General features: G+C 73.4%; 12 protein-coding genes. 4 read left to right on the top strand and 8 right to left on the bottom strand.

The features are described 5' to 3' along the window. Positions 1 to 56: 56 nt before the first annotated feature. Entirely contained in the window at positions 57 to 659 is a 603-nt protein-coding gene (locus ACSU6Z_RS11275; RefSeq protein WP_437044846.1) for a GtrA family protein, read from the top strand. 40 nt (positions 660 to 699) lie between these two features. Here the strand turns inward: ACSU6Z_RS11275 and ACSU6Z_RS11280 are convergent, their stop codons facing one another. Together ACSU6Z_RS11280 and ACSU6Z_RS11285 are read right to left on the bottom strand one after the other, a co-directional pair. Continuing rightward, positions 700 to 1,968: an ATP-binding protein gene (locus tag ACSU6Z_RS11280; RefSeq protein WP_437044847.1), complete on the bottom strand. Its 1,269-nt coding sequence runs from the start codon at positions 1,966 to 1,968 to the stop codon at positions 700 to 702. Positions 1,969 to 2,022: 54 nt separating this feature from the next. Next, entirely contained in the window at positions 2,023 to 2,700 is a 678-nt protein-coding gene (locus ACSU6Z_RS11285) for a response regulator transcription factor (protein ID WP_437044849.1), read from the bottom strand. A 529-nt stretch (positions 2,701 to 3,229) separates the two neighbouring features. Here ACSU6Z_RS11285 and ACSU6Z_RS11290 point away from each other — a divergent pair. Beyond that, a complete protein-coding gene (locus ACSU6Z_RS11290; protein ID WP_437044851.1) occupies positions 3,230 to 4,768 on the top strand; it encodes a peptide MFS transporter in 1,539 nt (512 codons plus the stop codon). A 347-nt stretch (positions 4,769 to 5,115) separates the two neighbouring features. Here the strand turns inward: ACSU6Z_RS11290 and ACSU6Z_RS11295 are convergent, their stop codons facing one another. Continuing rightward, on the bottom strand, positions 5,116 to 5,688 hold the full coding sequence (locus tag ACSU6Z_RS11295; RefSeq protein WP_437044853.1) for an ATP-binding protein: 573 nt from the start codon (positions 5,686 to 5,688) through the stop codon (positions 5,116 to 5,118). 247 nt (positions 5,689 to 5,935) lie between these two features. Next, positions 5,936 to 6,313, bottom strand: coding sequence for an STAS domain-containing protein (locus ACSU6Z_RS11300; protein ID WP_437044855.1), 378 nt, complete (start codon positions 6,311 to 6,313; stop codon positions 5,936 to 5,938). Positions 6,314 to 6,552: 239 nt separating this feature from the next. On the opposite strand from ACSU6Z_RS11300, the gene ACSU6Z_RS11305 reads away from it, so the two are divergent. After that, complete coding sequence (locus ACSU6Z_RS11305) at positions 6,553 to 7,479, top strand: RNA polymerase sigma factor SigF (RefSeq protein ID WP_437044857.1); 927 nt, start codon at positions 6,553 to 6,555, stop codon at positions 7,477 to 7,479. A 150-nt stretch (positions 7,480 to 7,629) separates the two neighbouring features. On the opposite strand, the gene hutI is transcribed toward ACSU6Z_RS11305, so the two are convergent. The 4 genes from hutI to hutU are packed head-to-tail and all read right to left on the bottom strand — an operon-like array spanning position 7,630 to position 13,110. Next, the gene (gene hutI, locus ACSU6Z_RS11310) at positions 7,630 to 8,808 is read right to left on the bottom strand and encodes an imidazolonepropionase (protein WP_437044859.1); all 1,179 of its coding nucleotides are present in this window, start codon (positions 8,806 to 8,808) and stop codon (positions 7,630 to 7,632) included. A 35-nt stretch (positions 8,809 to 8,843) separates the two neighbouring features. Next, the gene (locus tag ACSU6Z_RS11315; RefSeq protein WP_437044861.1) at positions 8,844 to 10,235 is read right to left on the bottom strand and encodes a formimidoylglutamate deiminase; all 1,392 of its coding nucleotides are present in this window, start codon (positions 10,233 to 10,235) and stop codon (positions 8,844 to 8,846) included. Further along, a complete protein-coding gene (locus ACSU6Z_RS11320; RefSeq protein ID WP_437044863.1) occupies positions 10,232 to 11,449 on the bottom strand; it encodes an allantoate amidohydrolase in 1,218 nt (405 codons plus the stop codon). Before ACSU6Z_RS11320 ends, ACSU6Z_RS11315 begins: the two co-directional genes overlap by 4 nt. Beyond that, entirely contained in the window at positions 11,446 to 13,110 is a 1,665-nt protein-coding gene (hutU, locus tag ACSU6Z_RS11325; protein ID WP_437044865.1) for a urocanate hydratase, read from the bottom strand. Before hutU ends, ACSU6Z_RS11320 begins: the two co-directional genes overlap by 4 nt. Before the next feature lie 164 nt (positions 13,111 to 13,274). Here hutU and ACSU6Z_RS11330 point away from each other — a divergent pair, with 164 nt between their 5' ends. Further along, positions 13,275 to 14,672, top strand: coding sequence for a diaminopimelate decarboxylase (locus ACSU6Z_RS11330; RefSeq protein ID WP_437044867.1), 1,398 nt, complete (start codon positions 13,275 to 13,277; stop codon positions 14,670 to 14,672). Positions 14,673 to 14,694 lie beyond the last annotated feature (22 nt).

Raw genomic sequence — 14,694 nt, forward strand, 5'->3', positions numbered from 1 at the left:
GGGGTGGTTAGCATGGCTGGGTTGACGCCGACCGATGGACGGGGGCCTGCACGACCATGGGACGTGGTTCCTCGGGGCACCCCCCGACGCCCCCGGCAGCACCCCGCGGGCCGGTGCGGCAGCGCATCGACCGGCTCGTGCGCGAGGCCGCCAAGTTCGGCGCGGTGGGCGGGGCGGGGCTGCTCGTCAATCTGCTCGTGTTCAACCTGGTCCGGCACACGACCGACCTGCAGGTGGTCCGGGCGAGCGTCGTCGCGACCGTCGTCGCGATCGTCTTCAACTACATCGGCTTCCGCTACTTCACGTACCGGGACCGCGACAAGAGCGGCCGTACGCGGGAGATGACGCTGTTCCTGCTGTTCAGCGCGGCCGGGCTCGTGATCGAGAACGGCGTGTTGTACACGGCGACGTACGGCTTCGGCTGGGACAGCCCGCTGCAGAGCAACGTCTTCAAGTTCCTCGGCATCGGCATCGCCACGCTGTTCCGCTTCTGGTCGTACCGCACCTGGGTCTTCCGCGCCCTGCCCGCCCGGGAGGCGGTGGCCCGCGCGGAATCGTTCCTGGACCGCGAGCGCCCGACGGCGGCCCGTCCGGGTGACGGCCCCGCCGCCGGCCGCTCCACCAGGGTGAGCCGGGTGGGCGCGGGACGCAGGTCGTAGGGCGCGGGCCGCGGGGCCGGCGGACCGCCCGGGCACGGGGTCAGCGGACCGTGTGGGCCGGGTCCGACTTCTTCGGGGGCGGCGTGCGGGACAGGAACAGGCCGAAGACCGCCGGCTTGGTCTGGAGGAGCTCCAGACGGCCGCCGTCGGCCTCCGCCAGGTCGCGGGCGACCGCCAGGCCGATGCCCGTCGAGTTCCGGCCGCTGATCGTGCGTTCGAAGATGCGGGCACCGAGGTCGGCGGGGACGCCCGGACCCTCGTCCGTCACCTCCACGACCGCCTGGTTGCCCGTCACCCGGGTCCGCAGCGCCACCGTGCCGCCGCCGTGCATGAGGGAGTTCTCGATCAGCGCGGCCAGCACCTGCGCCACCGCGCCGGGCGTGCCCACGGCCTCCATGTGCCGCTTGCCGGAGGAGACGATGGCGCGGCCCGCGCTGCGGTAGGCGGGGCGCCACTCGGCGATCTGCTGCTGGATGACGTCGTCGAGATCGAAGGTGACCGCGGAGCCGTTGCGCGGGTCGCGGGAGTTGGTCAGCAGCCGCTCCACCACGTCCGTCAGCCGCTCCACCTGCGACAGCGCGATCGTCGCCTCCTCCTTCACCGTCTCCGGGTCGTCGGTGAGGGTGATCTCCTCCAGTCGCATCGACAGCGCCGTCAGCGGCGTGCGCAGCTGGTGGGAGGCGTCGGCGGCCAGGCGCCGCTCGGCGGTCAGCATGCGGGCGATGCGCTCGGCGGAGGCGTCCAGCACGTCCGCGACCCGGTCCAGCTCCGGGACGCCGTACCGCTTGTGCCGCGGGCGCGGGTCGCCGGAGCCGAGGCGTTCGGCGGTCTCGGCGAGATCGGTGAGGGGCGAGGCGAGGCGGTTGGCCTGGCGGACCGCCAGCAGCACCGCCGCGACCACCGCGAGCAGCGCCACCAGCCCGATGATGATCAAGGTCCGGCCGACCTCCCGGGTCACCGAGGAGCGCGGCTCCTCGACGACGACCGTCTCGCCCTCCTCGCCGGTGGCCCTTCCGCGGATGACCTCGCCGTCCGGTTTGCCGCCGATCTCGATGACCGGCTTGCCCGGGATGCGGATGGCGGCGTACCGGTCGTCCGCGACCTGCTGGCGGAGGACGTCCGCGTCCACCCGCCCGGTACCGAGGAGGCGGCTGTCCACGATGCTGGCCAGCCGGGCCGCCTCCAGATCGACCCGTTCCTGGGCGCTGCTGCTGATCGTCCGGGTCTCGACGATGACGAGGGAGACGCCGAAGACGGAAATCACGACGAGCACCACGGCGAGCGTGGACTGGATCAGTCGGCGGCGCATGTCCTCTTACCCGGTGGGAGCCCGTAGGGCTCGGTCCTCGGAGCCCTGTGGGGCTCAGCTCTTCTCGAAGCGGAAGCCCACGCCACGCACGGTCGCGATGTACCGGGGGTTGGCCGCGTCGTCACCCAGCTTCTTGCGCAGCCAGGAGATGTGCATGTCGAGGGTCTTGGTCGACGACCACCACGTGGTGTCCCAGACCTCCCGCATCAGCTGGTCGCGGGTGACCACCCGGCCGGCGTCGCGCACCAGCACCCGCAGCAGGTCGAATTCCTTCGCGGTGAGCTGGAGCTCCTCGTCGCCCATCCAGGCCCGGTGCGACTCGACGTCGATGCGGACGCCGTGCGCGGCGGCCGGCTGCTGCGGCTCGGCGGAACCGCGCCGCAGCAGGGCCCGGACGCGGGCGAGCAGCTCGGCGAGGCGGAAGGGCTTGGTGACGTAGTCGTCGGCGCCCGCGTCCAGGCCGACGACCGTGTCCACCTCGTCGGCGCGCGCGGTCAGGATGAGGATGGGCACGGCATGGCCCTCGGCGCGCAGCCGGCGGGCGACCTCCAGACCGTCCATACCGGGCAGGCCCAGGTCCAGCACGACCAGGTCCACGCCGCCCCGCATCCCGGTGTCCAGCGCGGCGGGTCCGTCCTCACGCACCTCGACCTCGTACCCTTCCCGGCGCAGTGCGCGGGCCAGCGGCTCCGAGATGGACGCGTCGTCCTCGGCGAGCAGTACACGGGTCATGAGCTGATGGTAGTCCGCTCGGACCAACGGCCGAGGCGGGATGCGGAGGGCCGTTGCCCCCTTCGGACAGGCCGGGCACCCGGCCCCGCCGGCCGTCCGCCGCTCCCGGCGCCCCCGGCGCGGACCTGCGGCTGTGGGATGCCATCCTGATAACGACCTTGGAAAGGACATCCGCGGTTCCGGGATCACCTGTGATCCATGTCTCAAGTCCTTCCATACCAGGCGGTGTCCTGCCGTATGGTGAATCAACGCCTGTAGCACCACGGGGACCTTTGGCGACCATTTGACGCTGAAGGTCTCTTTTGTGTGCGGGCTGGTCCGAGACCAGCCTGACAAGGAACGACCTGTGGCCGGGCCTCACCGCGCAGCGACGCGCACCGAGGCGTGGATCCCGGTGGTCACCGTCCGCCGCCCCGTGATCCGGGGCGGGCACCCCGTGGGCGTGGGGTGGACGGCCCGCCGCCGGTGCCGGCTCCCCCACCGGGCGCGCATCGCCTACTGAGCGCGTCCCGACCAGCAAGGAACGACCATGGCGTCCAGCCTGACGAAGGACTCGGTCCACCCGGGCACCCCCGGGTCCGAGAAGACCTTCTTCGGCCACCCCCGGGGACTGGCCACCCTCTTCATGACCGAGATGTGGGAGCGCTTCAGCTTCTACGGCATGAGGGCCTTGCTCGTCGTCTACCTGCTCTCCGGCGGTCCTGACGCCAAGGAAGGCAGCATGGGCGGCGGGCTCGGCATGGACCTCGCCACCACGACCGCGATCTACTCGGTCTACCTGTCGATGGTGTACCTGCTCGCCATGCCCGGCGGCTGGCTCGGCGACCGGGTCTGGGGTCCCCGCAAGACGGTGGCCGTCGCCGCCGTCACGATCATGGCGGGTCACGTCGTGCTCGCGCTGCCCGGCGGGCAGGCTCCCTTCTTCGCCGGCCTCGCGCTGGTCGCGCTCGGTTCCGGCCTGCTGAAGGCCAACATCTCCACCATGGTCGGCCACCTCTACAACGGTCCGGACGACCCGCGCCGCGACGGTGGCTTCACCATCTTCTACATGGGCATCAACATGGGTGCCTTCTTCGCGCCGCTGATCATCGGCACGGTCGGCCAGAAGGTGAACTGGCACTTCGGCTTCGGCCTGGCCGCCGTGGGCATGGCCATCGGCCTCGCGGCCTTCCTGATCGGCACCCGCAACCTCAGCCCGGAGAGCAGCGTCGTCCCCAAGCCGCTGGCGGCCGAGGAGCGCGCCGCCTGGCTGCGCAAGGGCCTGATCTGGCTGGCCGTCGCGGCCGTCTTCTACGGCATCGTCGGCTTCACCGGCCACTTCACCCTGAACTGGGCGATGATCCCGCTGACCGTGCTCGGTCTGGTCATCCCGGCGGGCGTCCTGCTGCGCATCAAGCGCGACAAGGAGCTGTCGGACGTCGAGCAGTCGAAGATGACCGGCTACATCTGGTTCTTCGTCGCCGCCGCCGTCTTCTGGATGATCTACGACCAGGGCGGTTCCACGGTCCAGGCGTTCGGTGAGACGGGGGCCGCCAACTCGCTGTTCGGCTTCACCTTCCCCTCCTCCTGGTTCCAGTCGCTGAACCCGGTGTTCATCATGGCGCTGGCCCCGGTCTTCGCCTGGTTCTGGCTGTGGCTGAACCGCAAGGGCAAGGAGCCGAGCACGGTCGCGAAGTTCGCCGCCGCCCTGTTCTTCATCGGCGTGTCGTTCTTCTTCTTCCTGCTGCCGATGGGCATGGCCGACGGTGACACGCTGGTCAGCCCGATGTGGCTGGTGGGCATCTACCTGATCCAGACCGTCGCCGAGCTGTGCATCTCCCCGGTCGGCCTGTCGGTGACCACGAAGATGGCGCCGGCGAAGTACGCCAGCCAGATGATGGGCGTGTGGTTCCTCGCGGTCACGGCGGGCGACTCGATCACGGGTCTGCTCTCCAACCCGGCCGTCGCCGGGGTCGACCTCAGCGGCAGTGGCGCGGTCGCCGCGGAGGCGGCCCTCGCCGTCGTCGCGGGCATCGCGGTCTACATGTACCGCAGGAAGGTCAAGGAGCTCATGGGCGACGTGCGCTGACGCCTGAGGGCGGCACACGGCCGCCGGCCACGACGCGGAAGGGCCGCGCACCCGAGGGTGCGCGGCCCTTCCGCGTCCTCCGGGCCCGTACGCGTGCCACCGCGGCACGGGGGACACGAGGCGGCGCGGGGATTCCGTCCGGACGGGGTCCGGACCGGGTCGCGGAGGAGTGACGGCGCCGGCCGGCGCCGTCGAGGGGGCCGCGGTACGCGCGGCCGCGAGGCGGGGGAGCCAGCCGGCGCGGAGCGTCGGCGGGGGCCGGCGACGTGGTGGACGCGTGTGCCGGACCCCACCTCCGCGGCAGGGTCCGAACGGCCGCCCCCGGGCCCGGTACGGGGCGGGGGCGGCTACGCCGGTACGCCCAGCTCCGCCCAGACCCGCTTGCCGTCGACGCCCGGGGTCCGCACGACCCCCCAGTCCAGGCACAGCCGCTGCACGATGAACATGCCGTGACCGCCGGGACGTCCCGCGCGGTGCGGGGTGCGGGGCGCGGGCTGGCCGGTGCCCCGGTCGGAGACCTCCAGCCGGATCACCTTCCGGTCGCAGCTGATCCGCAGCTCGTCCGGTCCCTCGGCGTGCAGGCAGGCGTTGGTGACCAGCTCGGACACGACGAGCAGGACGTCCTCCGCGGCGGCCCGCTGGTCGGCGGTGGCGGCGGGCAGCCAGCCCCACGCGTACAGCGCCTGGCGGGTGAAGTCGCGGGCGAGCGGTACGACACCGCTCTCGCCGTCGAAGCTCAGCCTGCGGACCTGGCGGCCCGCCGGTCCCGGCGGCCCGGCCGCGTCCTCGGCGGCCGCCGCGGTCTCCGTCGCGCCTCCCGCGGGCTCCTCGGTCACGGGTACGCCCCCCTCAGGCATCCCGGAAGCGCCGCTGGGCTCCGGACCGCGGTCGCCCGGCGAGTGGGGCCGGGTGGTGCTCATCAGCGCTTCACCTCACCGATTCACCAGTTCACGTTTCAACGTCGTACTTCGAAGTCGTGCACATTCAGTTGCGTGGTACAGCGGCGCCCGTCCCGGGCACCCCGCGCCCCGGCGGCCGACAGGTTCAGGTTGTCTCCTGCCCGGGCGAACCGGCGGAACACCCCCTGTCCTCACGGGAAACCGGGCAGCGGGCGAAATCGCCGGCCGCGGAGCCGCTCGGGGGTCGCCGTCGCCGCCATCGGGCGACTCAGCCGGACTCGCCGGCCAGAGCGGCCTCCAGCGTGTCATGGACCGTGAAGACGGCGTCCGCCCCCGTGATCTCGAACACGCGCGCCACGACCGGCCGCATCCCCACCAGGTGCACGCCGCCCCCTGCCGACTCCGCCTTCAACCGCGCGCCCAGCAGGACGTTGAGCCCCGTGGAGTCGCAGAACTCCAGGCGTGAGCAGTCGACGACCAGCCGGCCGAATCCTTTGGCGAGGCAGTCCTCCAGCGGCTCACGCAACAGGTCCGCGGTGTGGTGGTCCAGCTCACCCGCCGGAGTCACGACGGCGCTGAGGCCCTCTTCCCGCACCTCCACCAGAAGCCGGCCCGACTGTGCGCTGCCGACTGTCCCGTGGTCCATGCCGTCTCTCTCTCCCGACGTCGTGACTGCTTGCTGACGCCCCTGAACACTACGCCTTCCCCGCGCCCTTCGACACCCGAACAATCGCGCACAAACGGACATATGCCCACAGAACACACTTGCGGTGGGCTCGGTGAAGCGGGTAGGCCTAGGAGGACACGTACCCGACACGGCCGGCTTTGGAGGCGCCGCACACCGCAGTGCACGTAACTGGCTTCGGCAGCCGTATGCCGAGAACGATGGAGGACATCATGTCACCCCGGCTCGACGGATCGCGTACCCACGAAGCGACGTCGACACTCCCTCCGGAACACCCGAATCCCATCGAGCAGCGGGACGCGGACGCCTCTCACGGCGACGCGCTCGCCGGGCTCCCGGACATCCCCGCGTACGACGAGGTGGCTCCGGCCGACGCCCGGGCGCTGTCCAAGACCCTCTTCGAGCGGCTGGAGTCGCTGGAGGAAGGCACCTACGAGTACGCGTACGTCCGCAACACGCTCGTCGAACTCAACCTCGCGCTCGTCAAGTTCGCCGCCTCCCGCTTCCGCTCGCGCAGCGAGCCGATGGAGGACATCGTCCAGGTCGGCACCATCGGCCTGATCAAGGCGATCGACCGCTTCGAACTCCCCCGCGGCGTGGAGTTCCCCACCTTCGCGATGCCGACCATCATCGGCGAGATCAAGCGGTTCTTCCGCGACACCTCGTGGTCCGTGCGGGTACCGCGCCGCCTCCAGGAACTCCGGCTCGACCTGGCCAAGGCCGGTGACGAACTGGCCCAGCAGCTCGACCGCTCCCCGACCGTGGCCGAACTGGCCGAGCGTCTCGGCATCTCCAACGAAGAGGTCGTCGAGGGCATGGCGGCCGCGAACGCGTACACCGCCTCCTCGCTGGACGCCCAGCCGGAGGAGGACGACACCGAGGGCACGCTCGCGGACCGGATCGGCTACGAGGACCACGGGCTCGAAGGCATCGAGTACGTCGAGTCGCTGAAGCCGCTGATCGCCGAACTCCCCGCCCGGGACCGGAAGATCCTCTCCCTGCGTTTCGTCGCCGGCATGACCCAGTCGGAGATCGGCGAGGAGCTCGGCATCTCCCAGATGCACGTCTCCCGGCTGCTGTCGCGCACGCTGGTGCGGCTGCGCAAGGGGCTGACGGCCGAGGAGTGACGGCCGGCCGCCGCACGGCCCGCCGGACCGGGATGCGGCTCACCCCGGTGCCCCGCCGGCGCCGGATGTCCGCACGGGCACCGGGCGTCCACCGGGCGCCGGGGTGAGCCGCGTGCGGGCCGTGCGCACGGCCCGCACGCGGCCGGAGGGTCAGCCGCCCACGCGCCGCCCCCTCCGCCAGACCTCGCCGACCAGCGGGACACCCGGCCGGTAGGCCAGGTGGACATGGCTCGGGGCGTCGAGGAGGACCAGGTCGGCGTAGGCGCCGGGCGTGAGGCGGCCGATGTCCGTGCGGCGCAGGGCCGCCGCGCCGCCCGCCGTGGCCGACCACACCGCCTCGTCCGGCGTCATCCCCATCTCCCGCACCGCCAGCGCGACGCAGAAGGGGACGGAGGAGGTGTAGGACGAACCGGGGTTGCAGTCGGTGGACAGGGCGACCGTGGCGCCGGCGTCGATCAGGCGGCGGGCGTCGGGCCACGGGGCGCGGGTGGAGAACTCGGCGCCCGGGAGCAGGGTGGCGACGGTGCGGCTGTTCGACAGGGCGTCGACGTCCGCGTCGGTGAGGTGGGTGCAGTGGTCGGCGCTGGCCGCGTCGAGTTCGACGGCGAGCCGCACGCCGGGGCCGTGGGAGAGCTGGTTGGCGTGGATGCGGGGGTGCAGGCCCCTGGCCCTGCCCGCCGTGAGGATCGCGCGGGCCTGGTCGCCGTCGAAGGCGCCCTTCTCGCAGAACACGTCGATCCAGCGGGCGTGCGGGGCGCAGGCGTCGAGCATCTCGCCGGTGACGAGGTCGACGTAGGCGGCCGGGTCGTCGGCGAAGTCCGCGGGGACGATGTGGGCGCCGAGGTAGGTGACCTCGTCGGTGTGGCGGGCGGCCAGGCGCAGGGCGCGGGACTCGTCGGCGACGGTGAGGCCGTAGCCGGACTTGGTCTCGAAGGTGGTGGTGCCCTGGCGGAGGGCCTCGGCGAGGTGGCGGACGAGGTTGGCCTCCAGTTCCGCGTCGGTCGCGGCGCGGGTGGCGGCGACGGTGGTGCGGATGCCGCCCGCGCTGTAGGGGCGGCCGGACATGCGGGCGTTGAACTCCTCGGTGCGGTCGCCCGCGAAGACCAGGTGGGAGTGGGAGTCGACGAAGCCGGGCAGGACCGCCCGGCCGCCGGCGTCGACCCGGTTGTCGGTGGCGGGTGCTTTGCTTGTCCCACCGGTCCACGCGATGCGGTCGCCGTCGATGACGACGGCCGCGTCCCGGACCAGGCCGAGGGGGGAGCCGTCGCCGAGGGAGGGGTCGTTGGTGACCAGCGTGGCGATGTTGGTGATGACGGTGCTGCTGCTCATGGCGTCCTTGGGGGTTCCCGGTTCGGGGGGTGGGGTCAGGCGCGCAGTGCCTCGACGGCCCGCGCGAGGGCCCGCGGCACGTCGGGGACGAGGGTGTGCGCCCCGTCGCGCACGACGTGCCGGCCCGCGACGATCGTGTGCCGCACGTCCGCTGCCGTCGCCGCGAATACGGCCGTCTCGGCGCCGAGCCGCGGGGGCGGCCCCGCTGTTCTGACCGAGTCCAGCGCGAGGGTGGTCAGGTCGGCGCGGGCGCCCGGCTCGATGGTGCCCGTGCCGTCCCAGCCGAGGGCGGCGTGGCCGCCGGCGGTGGCGGCGCGCAGCAGCGCGTCGGCCGTCCAGTGGCCGCGGGTGCGGCTGCGCAGGCGCTCGTTCAGCTCCATCGCGCGCGCCTCCTCCAGCAGGTCGATCACGGCGTGGCTGTCGGAGCCCAGGCAGAGCGGCGACCCGGCCCGCTGGAGGGCGGCGGCGGGGCCGATGCCGTCGGCGAGGTCGCGTTCGGTGGTAGGGCACATGCAGGTGCCGGTACCGGTGGAGCCGATCAGCGCGATGTCCTCGTCGGTGAGGTGGGTGTTGTGGACGCCGGTGGTGCGGGGTCCGAGCACGCCGTGGTCGGCGAGGAGCCGGGCCGGGGTGCGGCCGTGGGCCCGGCGGCAGGCGTCGTTCTCGGCGGTCTGCTCGGACAGGTGCACGTGCAGCGGGGCCCGCCGCGCCTCGGCCCAGTGCGCCACGGTCGCCAGTTGGCCGGCGGGCACGGCCCGTACGGAGTGCACCGCCGCCCCGATCCGCGCGTGATCCCGTTCCTTGAGAAGTGAACAGCGCTCCGCCCAGGACTCCGCGGTCCCGTCGGAGAAGCGGAGCTGGTGGGCGTCGGGCGGCTGCCCGAAGCCGGCGGAGAGGTAGCAGGCGTCGAGGAGGGTGATGCGGATGCCGGCCTCGGCGGCGGCCTGGATGAGCGCCTCGCCCATCGCGTTGGGGTCGGCGTAGGGGGTGCCGCCGGGGGCGTGGTGGAGGTAGTGGAACTCGCCGACGGCGGTGATGCCGGCCAGGGCCATCTCGGCGTACACCGCCCGCGCGAGGGCGTGGTACGAGTCGGGGGTCAGCCGGTCGGCGACGGAGTACATGACCTCGCGCCAGGTCCAGAAGGTGCCGGAGCCGACCTGGACGGTGGAGCGCAGGGCGCGGTGGAAGGCGTGGCTGTGGGCGTTGGCCAGGCCGGGGAGGGTCAGGCCGCGCAGCGTCTCGGCACCGGGCGGCGGTGCGGTGACGCCGGTGCGGACGGTGGTGATCCGGCCGTCCGCGACGCCGAGGAGCACGCCCGGCTCGACGGGGGTCCCCGCAGCCCGGGCGGAGCCGGGCGCTTGGGGGAGGGTGCCGAGCCAGGCGTGCTCCAGCCAGTACGTCCGTGGGGGCGTGGGCGTCCGCGTCACGTGCAGGCCAGTCCTTCCAGTACGTCGGCGAGGGCGAGGACCCCGGCCACGCAGTCGTCCTCGGCGGCGAACTCGGCCGGGGAGTGCGAGACGCCGGTGGGGTTGCGCACGAACAGCATGGCGGTGGGGACGCGTCCGGAGAGGATCCCGGCGTCGTGTCCGGCGCCGGTGGCGAGGACGGGGACCCGGAGATCGGCGTCCCCGCCCAGGATGCGGGCGAGTCGGTCGCGCAGGGCGTGGTCGAACTCGACGACGGGCGTGAAGGACTCGCGGACGACATCGAGGCCGACGCCGTGGGCGGCGGCGTGTTCGCGGGCGGCCCGCTCGATGCCGGTGACGACCGTGTCCAGGGTCTCCTGGTCGGCGGCGCGGGAGTCCAGCCAGCCGCGCACCAGGCCGGGGACGGCGTTGACGCCGTTGGGTTCGACGGCGACCTTGCCGAAGGTGGCGACGGCGCCGGCGAGACGGGCCTCGCGGCGGGCGGTGAGGACGGTCTGGGCGTAACCGAGCATGGGGTCGCGCCGGTCGTCGAGACGGGTGGTGCCGGCGTGGTTGGCCTCGCCGCGGAAGTCGAACCGCCAGCGGCCGTGCGGCCAGATGGCGCTGGCGATGCCGACGCGGTCGCCGGTCAGGTCCAGGGCGCGGCCCTGTTCGACGTGGAGCTCGACGAAGGCGCCGATGCGGGCGAGGCGTTCGGGATCGGGTCCGATGGCGTCGGGGTCGTACCCGGCGGCCGCCATGGCCCGTGGGAGCGTGGTCCCCTCGCCGTCGGTCAGCCGGTGGGCCTGCTCGGCGGTGAGTTCTCCGGCGGTGAGGCGGGAGCCGACGCAGGCCAGGCCGAACCGGGCGCCTTCCTCGTCGCCGAAGTTGACGATGCCGACGGGTTTGGTGAACCGCGCTTGCCTGTCGCGCAGTTCGTCCAGGGCCGCGAAGGCGGACACGACGCCGAGGGGCCCGTCGAAGGCGCCGCCGTCGGGGACGGAGTCCAGGTGGGAACCGGTGACGACGGCGTCCCCGGCGGCCGGGTCCCCGAGCCAGGCCCACTGGTTGCCGTTGCGGTCCAGTTCGTAGGCGAGCCCGCGGTCGCGGGCCTGCTGTTCGAACCAGGCCCGGCACTCGGCGTCGGCGGCGGTCCAGGCGAAGCGGCGGTAGCCGCCGGTGGCGGAGCTGCGGCCGACCGGCAGCAGCTCCGCCCACATGCTGTGGAAGGTCACGCGTCGTCACCCTCGCGCATCGGGACGCGCACGCCGCGCTCCTGGGCGACCGTCTCCGCGATGCCGTATCCGGCGTCGACGTGCCGGATGACGCCCATCCCGGGGTCGTTGGTCAGCACCCGGCGGATCTTCTCCCCGGCGAGGGGGGTGCCGTCGGCGACGGTCACCTGCCCGGCGTGGATCGAGCGGCCCATGCCGACGCCGCCGCCGTGGTGGATGGAGACCCAGGAGGCGCCGGAGGCCACGTTGACCATGGCGTTGAGCAGCGGCCAGTCGGCGATGGCGTCGGAGCCGTCGAGCATCGCCTCGGTCTCGCGGTACGGGGAGGCGACGGAACCGCAGTCGAGGTGGTCGCGGCCGATGACGACCGGCGCGGCCAGCTCGCCGCTCGCGACCATGTCGTTGAACCGCTCGCCGGCCTTGTCGCGCTCGCCGTAGCCGAGCCAGCAGATGCGGGCGGGCAGGCCCTGGAAGCGGACCCTCTCGCCGGCCATCCTGATCCAGCGGGCGAGGGACTCGTTCTCGGGGAAGAGGTCGAGGACCGCCTTGTCCGTCCTGGCGATGTCGGCGGGGTCACCGGACAGGGCGGCCCAGCGGAAGGGGCCCTTGCCCTCGCAGAACAGGGGGCGGATGTAGGCGGGGACGAAGCCGGGGAAGGCGAAGGCCCGGTCGTACCCGGCGAGCCTGGCCTCGCCGCGCAGGGAGTTGCCGTAGTCGAAGACCTCGGCGCCCGCGTCCTGGAAGCCGACCATGGCCTCGACGTGCTTCGCCATCGACTCGCGGGCGCGGGTGGTGAAGCCGGCCGGGTCCTTGGCGGCGGCGTCGGCCATGTCCTCGAAGGCGACGCCGAGCGGCAGGTACGAGAGCGGGTCGTGGGCCGAGGTCTGGTCGGTGACGATGTCGACGGGGGCGCCCATGGCCAGCAGTCGCGGGACGATCTCGGCGGCGTTGCCGAGGACGCCGACGGACAGCGGGCGGCGGGCGTCGCGGGCCTCGACGGCGAGGCGGAGGGCGTGGTCGAGGGAGTCGGCCCTGACGTCGAGGTAGCGGTGCTCGATGCGGCGGTCGATGGCGCGGGGGTCGCAGTCGACGCAGATCGCGACGCCGTCGTTCATCGTCACGGCGAGGGGCTGGGCGCCGCCCATGCCGCCGAGGCCGGCGGTGAGGGTGAGGGTCCCGGCGAGCGTGCCGCCGAAGCGTTTGGCGGCGACGGCGGCGAAGGTCTCGTAGGTGCCCTGGAGGATGCCCTGGGTGCCGATGTAGATCCAGGAGCCGGCCGTCATCTGCCCGTACATGGTCAGGCCGAGGGCCTCCAGGCGGCGGAACTCCTCCCAGTTCGCCCAGTCGCCCACCAGGTTGGAGTTGGCGATGAGGACGCGCGGGGCCCACTCGTGGGTCCGCATGACGCCGACCGGGCGGCCGGACTGGACGAGCATCGTCTCGTCCTGTTCGAGGGTTTTCAGCGTGCGGACCATCGCGTCGAAGGACCGCCAGTCCCGGGCCGCCTTCCCCGTGCCCCCGTAGACGACGAGCTTGTCGGGGTGCTCGGCGACCTCCGGGTCGAGGTTGTTCCGCAGCATCCGCAGGGCGGCCTCCTGCTGCCAGCCCAGGGTGTTCAGGTCCGTGCCGCGCGGCGCTCGTACGGGGCGGGGTCCCGGCATCGTCTGCCTCCTGTCGTCACTGCGTCTATTCAGATCCTGTCCGCGTGAATAGAACTAGTCAATAGGGCGGTCGGGGCACACCGGCGCGCCGCGGGTGTTTGTCTGGAGGGACGGCACGCGGACACACGCGCGCACGACGGGGCCGACGACAGGAGGGGGAGGCCGTGGAGCGGGACGGCGACGGCGGGGCGCGGGCGGCCCGGCGGGACGCGGCGGTGCGGGCGGCGGTGGAGCAGGGGCTGCTCGGGCCCGCGGCTCCCCTGGCCGGGCTGCTCGACGTCGTCGGCATCCGGGAGTCGGCGGCGGCTCTGCGGGCGGCGTTCGACGCGGTGGTGGCGCCGGGCACGCCGGTGCTGCACGCCTTCGCGGTGAAGGCGGCCCCGCTGGTGCCGGTGCTGCGGCTGCTGGCCGGGGAGGGACTGGGCGCGGAGGTGGCCGGCCCGGGGGAGCTGGCCCTGGCGCGGGCGGCGGGGGTGCCACCGCGGCGCACGGTCCTCGACTCGCCCGCCAAGACGCCGCAGGAGCTGCGCGAGGCGCTGGCGCTGGGCGTCGCCGTGAACGCGGACAATCCGCAGGAGCTCGACCGGATCGACGCCCTGGTGGGGTCCGCCGGCAGCCGGTCGCCGCTGGGCATCCGGGTGAACCCGCAAATCGGTGCGGGTTCCATCGAGGCGCTGTCGACGGCGACGGCGACCTCGAAGTTCGGTGTGGCGCTGCGGGACGAGGGGGCCCGGGAGTGGGTCGTGCGGGCCTTCCTGGACCGGCCGTGGCTGACCCGGCTGCACACGCACACCGGGTCCCAGGGAGTCCCGCTGTCCCTGATGGCCGAGGGTGTGGCGGCGGCGTACGCCCTCGCCGAGGAGATCAACGAGCGGGCCGGGCGGCGGCAGGTCGACACGCTCGACATCGGCGGCGGCCTGCCGGTGAACTTCGCCTCCGAGGAGACGGCACCGACGTACGCCGCGTACGCGCGGCGGCTGCGGGCGGCGGTGCCCGGGCTGTTCGACGGGCGGTACGGGCTGGTCACCGAGTTCGGGCGGTCGCTGCTGGCCAAGCACGGGACGGTGGTGGCGCGGGTGGAGTACGCCAAGAGCGCCGGCGGGCGTCCGATCGCGGTCACGCACGCGGGGGTGCAGGTGGCGACGCGGACGGTGTACGCGCCGGGGGCGTGGCCGCTGCGGATCGCCGCGTACGACGCCGGGGGGCGGCCCAAGGGCGGGCCGGACGTCGTGCAGGACGTGGCCGGTCCCGCCTGCTTCGCGGGGGACCTCCTCGCGGCGGGGCGGGCGCTGCCGCTGCTGGAGCAGGGGGACTACGCGGCGGCGCTGGACACGGGGGCGTACTACTTCGCGCACCACTACGCGTACAACTCGCTGGCCCGGCCCGGGGTGTACGGTTTCGCGCCGGACGGCGAGGGGGGCGTCGCCTTCGCGGTCGTGCGGGAGCCGCAGCCGGTCGAGGCGATCGTGGCCGAGGCGGGAGGGGCCCACGCCGACGCGCTCACCTCGGGCCTCGCCCCGCGAGCGGCCCGACCGTCCCGGGACCGGCGGCCCGGGCGGTGACGTCCCGGGCCCGGTGCGGGGG

The sequence above is a fragment of the Streptomyces sp. enrichment culture genome, from assembly GCF_964273145.1.
GTDB lineage: Bacteria > Actinomycetota > Actinomycetes > Streptomycetales > Streptomycetaceae > Streptomyces.

What these genes read in the sequence shown, in the direction of transcription:
- hutU (WP_437044865.1), bottom strand. Translation starts at nt 13,110, where the DNA reads ATGCCGGGACCCCGCCCCGTACGAGCGCCGCGCGGCACGGACCTGAAC.
- ACSU6Z_RS11290 (WP_437044851.1), top strand. Translation starts at nt 3,230, where the DNA reads ATGGCGTCCAGCCTGACGAAGGACTCGGTCCACCCGGGCACCCCCGGG.
- ACSU6Z_RS11300 (WP_437044855.1), bottom strand. Translation starts at nt 6,313, where the DNA reads ATGGACCACGGGACAGTCGGCAGCGCACAGTCGGGCCGGCTTCTGGTG.
- ACSU6Z_RS11275 (WP_437044846.1), top strand. Translation starts at nt 57, where the DNA reads ATGGGACGTGGTTCCTCGGGGCACCCCCCGACGCCCCCGGCAGCACCC.
- ACSU6Z_RS11305 (WP_437044857.1), top strand. Translation starts at nt 6,553, where the DNA reads ATGGAGGACATCATGTCACCCCGGCTCGACGGATCGCGTACCCACGAA.
- ACSU6Z_RS11295 (WP_437044853.1), bottom strand. Translation starts at nt 5,688, where the DNA reads ATGAGCACCACCCGGCCCCACTCGCCGGGCGACCGCGGTCCGGAGCCC.
- hutI (WP_437044859.1), bottom strand. Translation starts at nt 8,808, where the DNA reads ATGAGCAGCAGCACCGTCATCACCAACATCGCCACGCTGGTCACCAAC.
- ACSU6Z_RS11285 (WP_437044849.1), bottom strand. Translation starts at nt 2,700, where the DNA reads ATGACCCGTGTACTGCTCGCCGAGGACGACGCGTCCATCTCGGAGCCG.
- ACSU6Z_RS11280 (WP_437044847.1), bottom strand. Translation starts at nt 1,968, where the DNA reads ATGCGCCGCCGACTGATCCAGTCCACGCTCGCCGTGGTGCTCGTCGTG.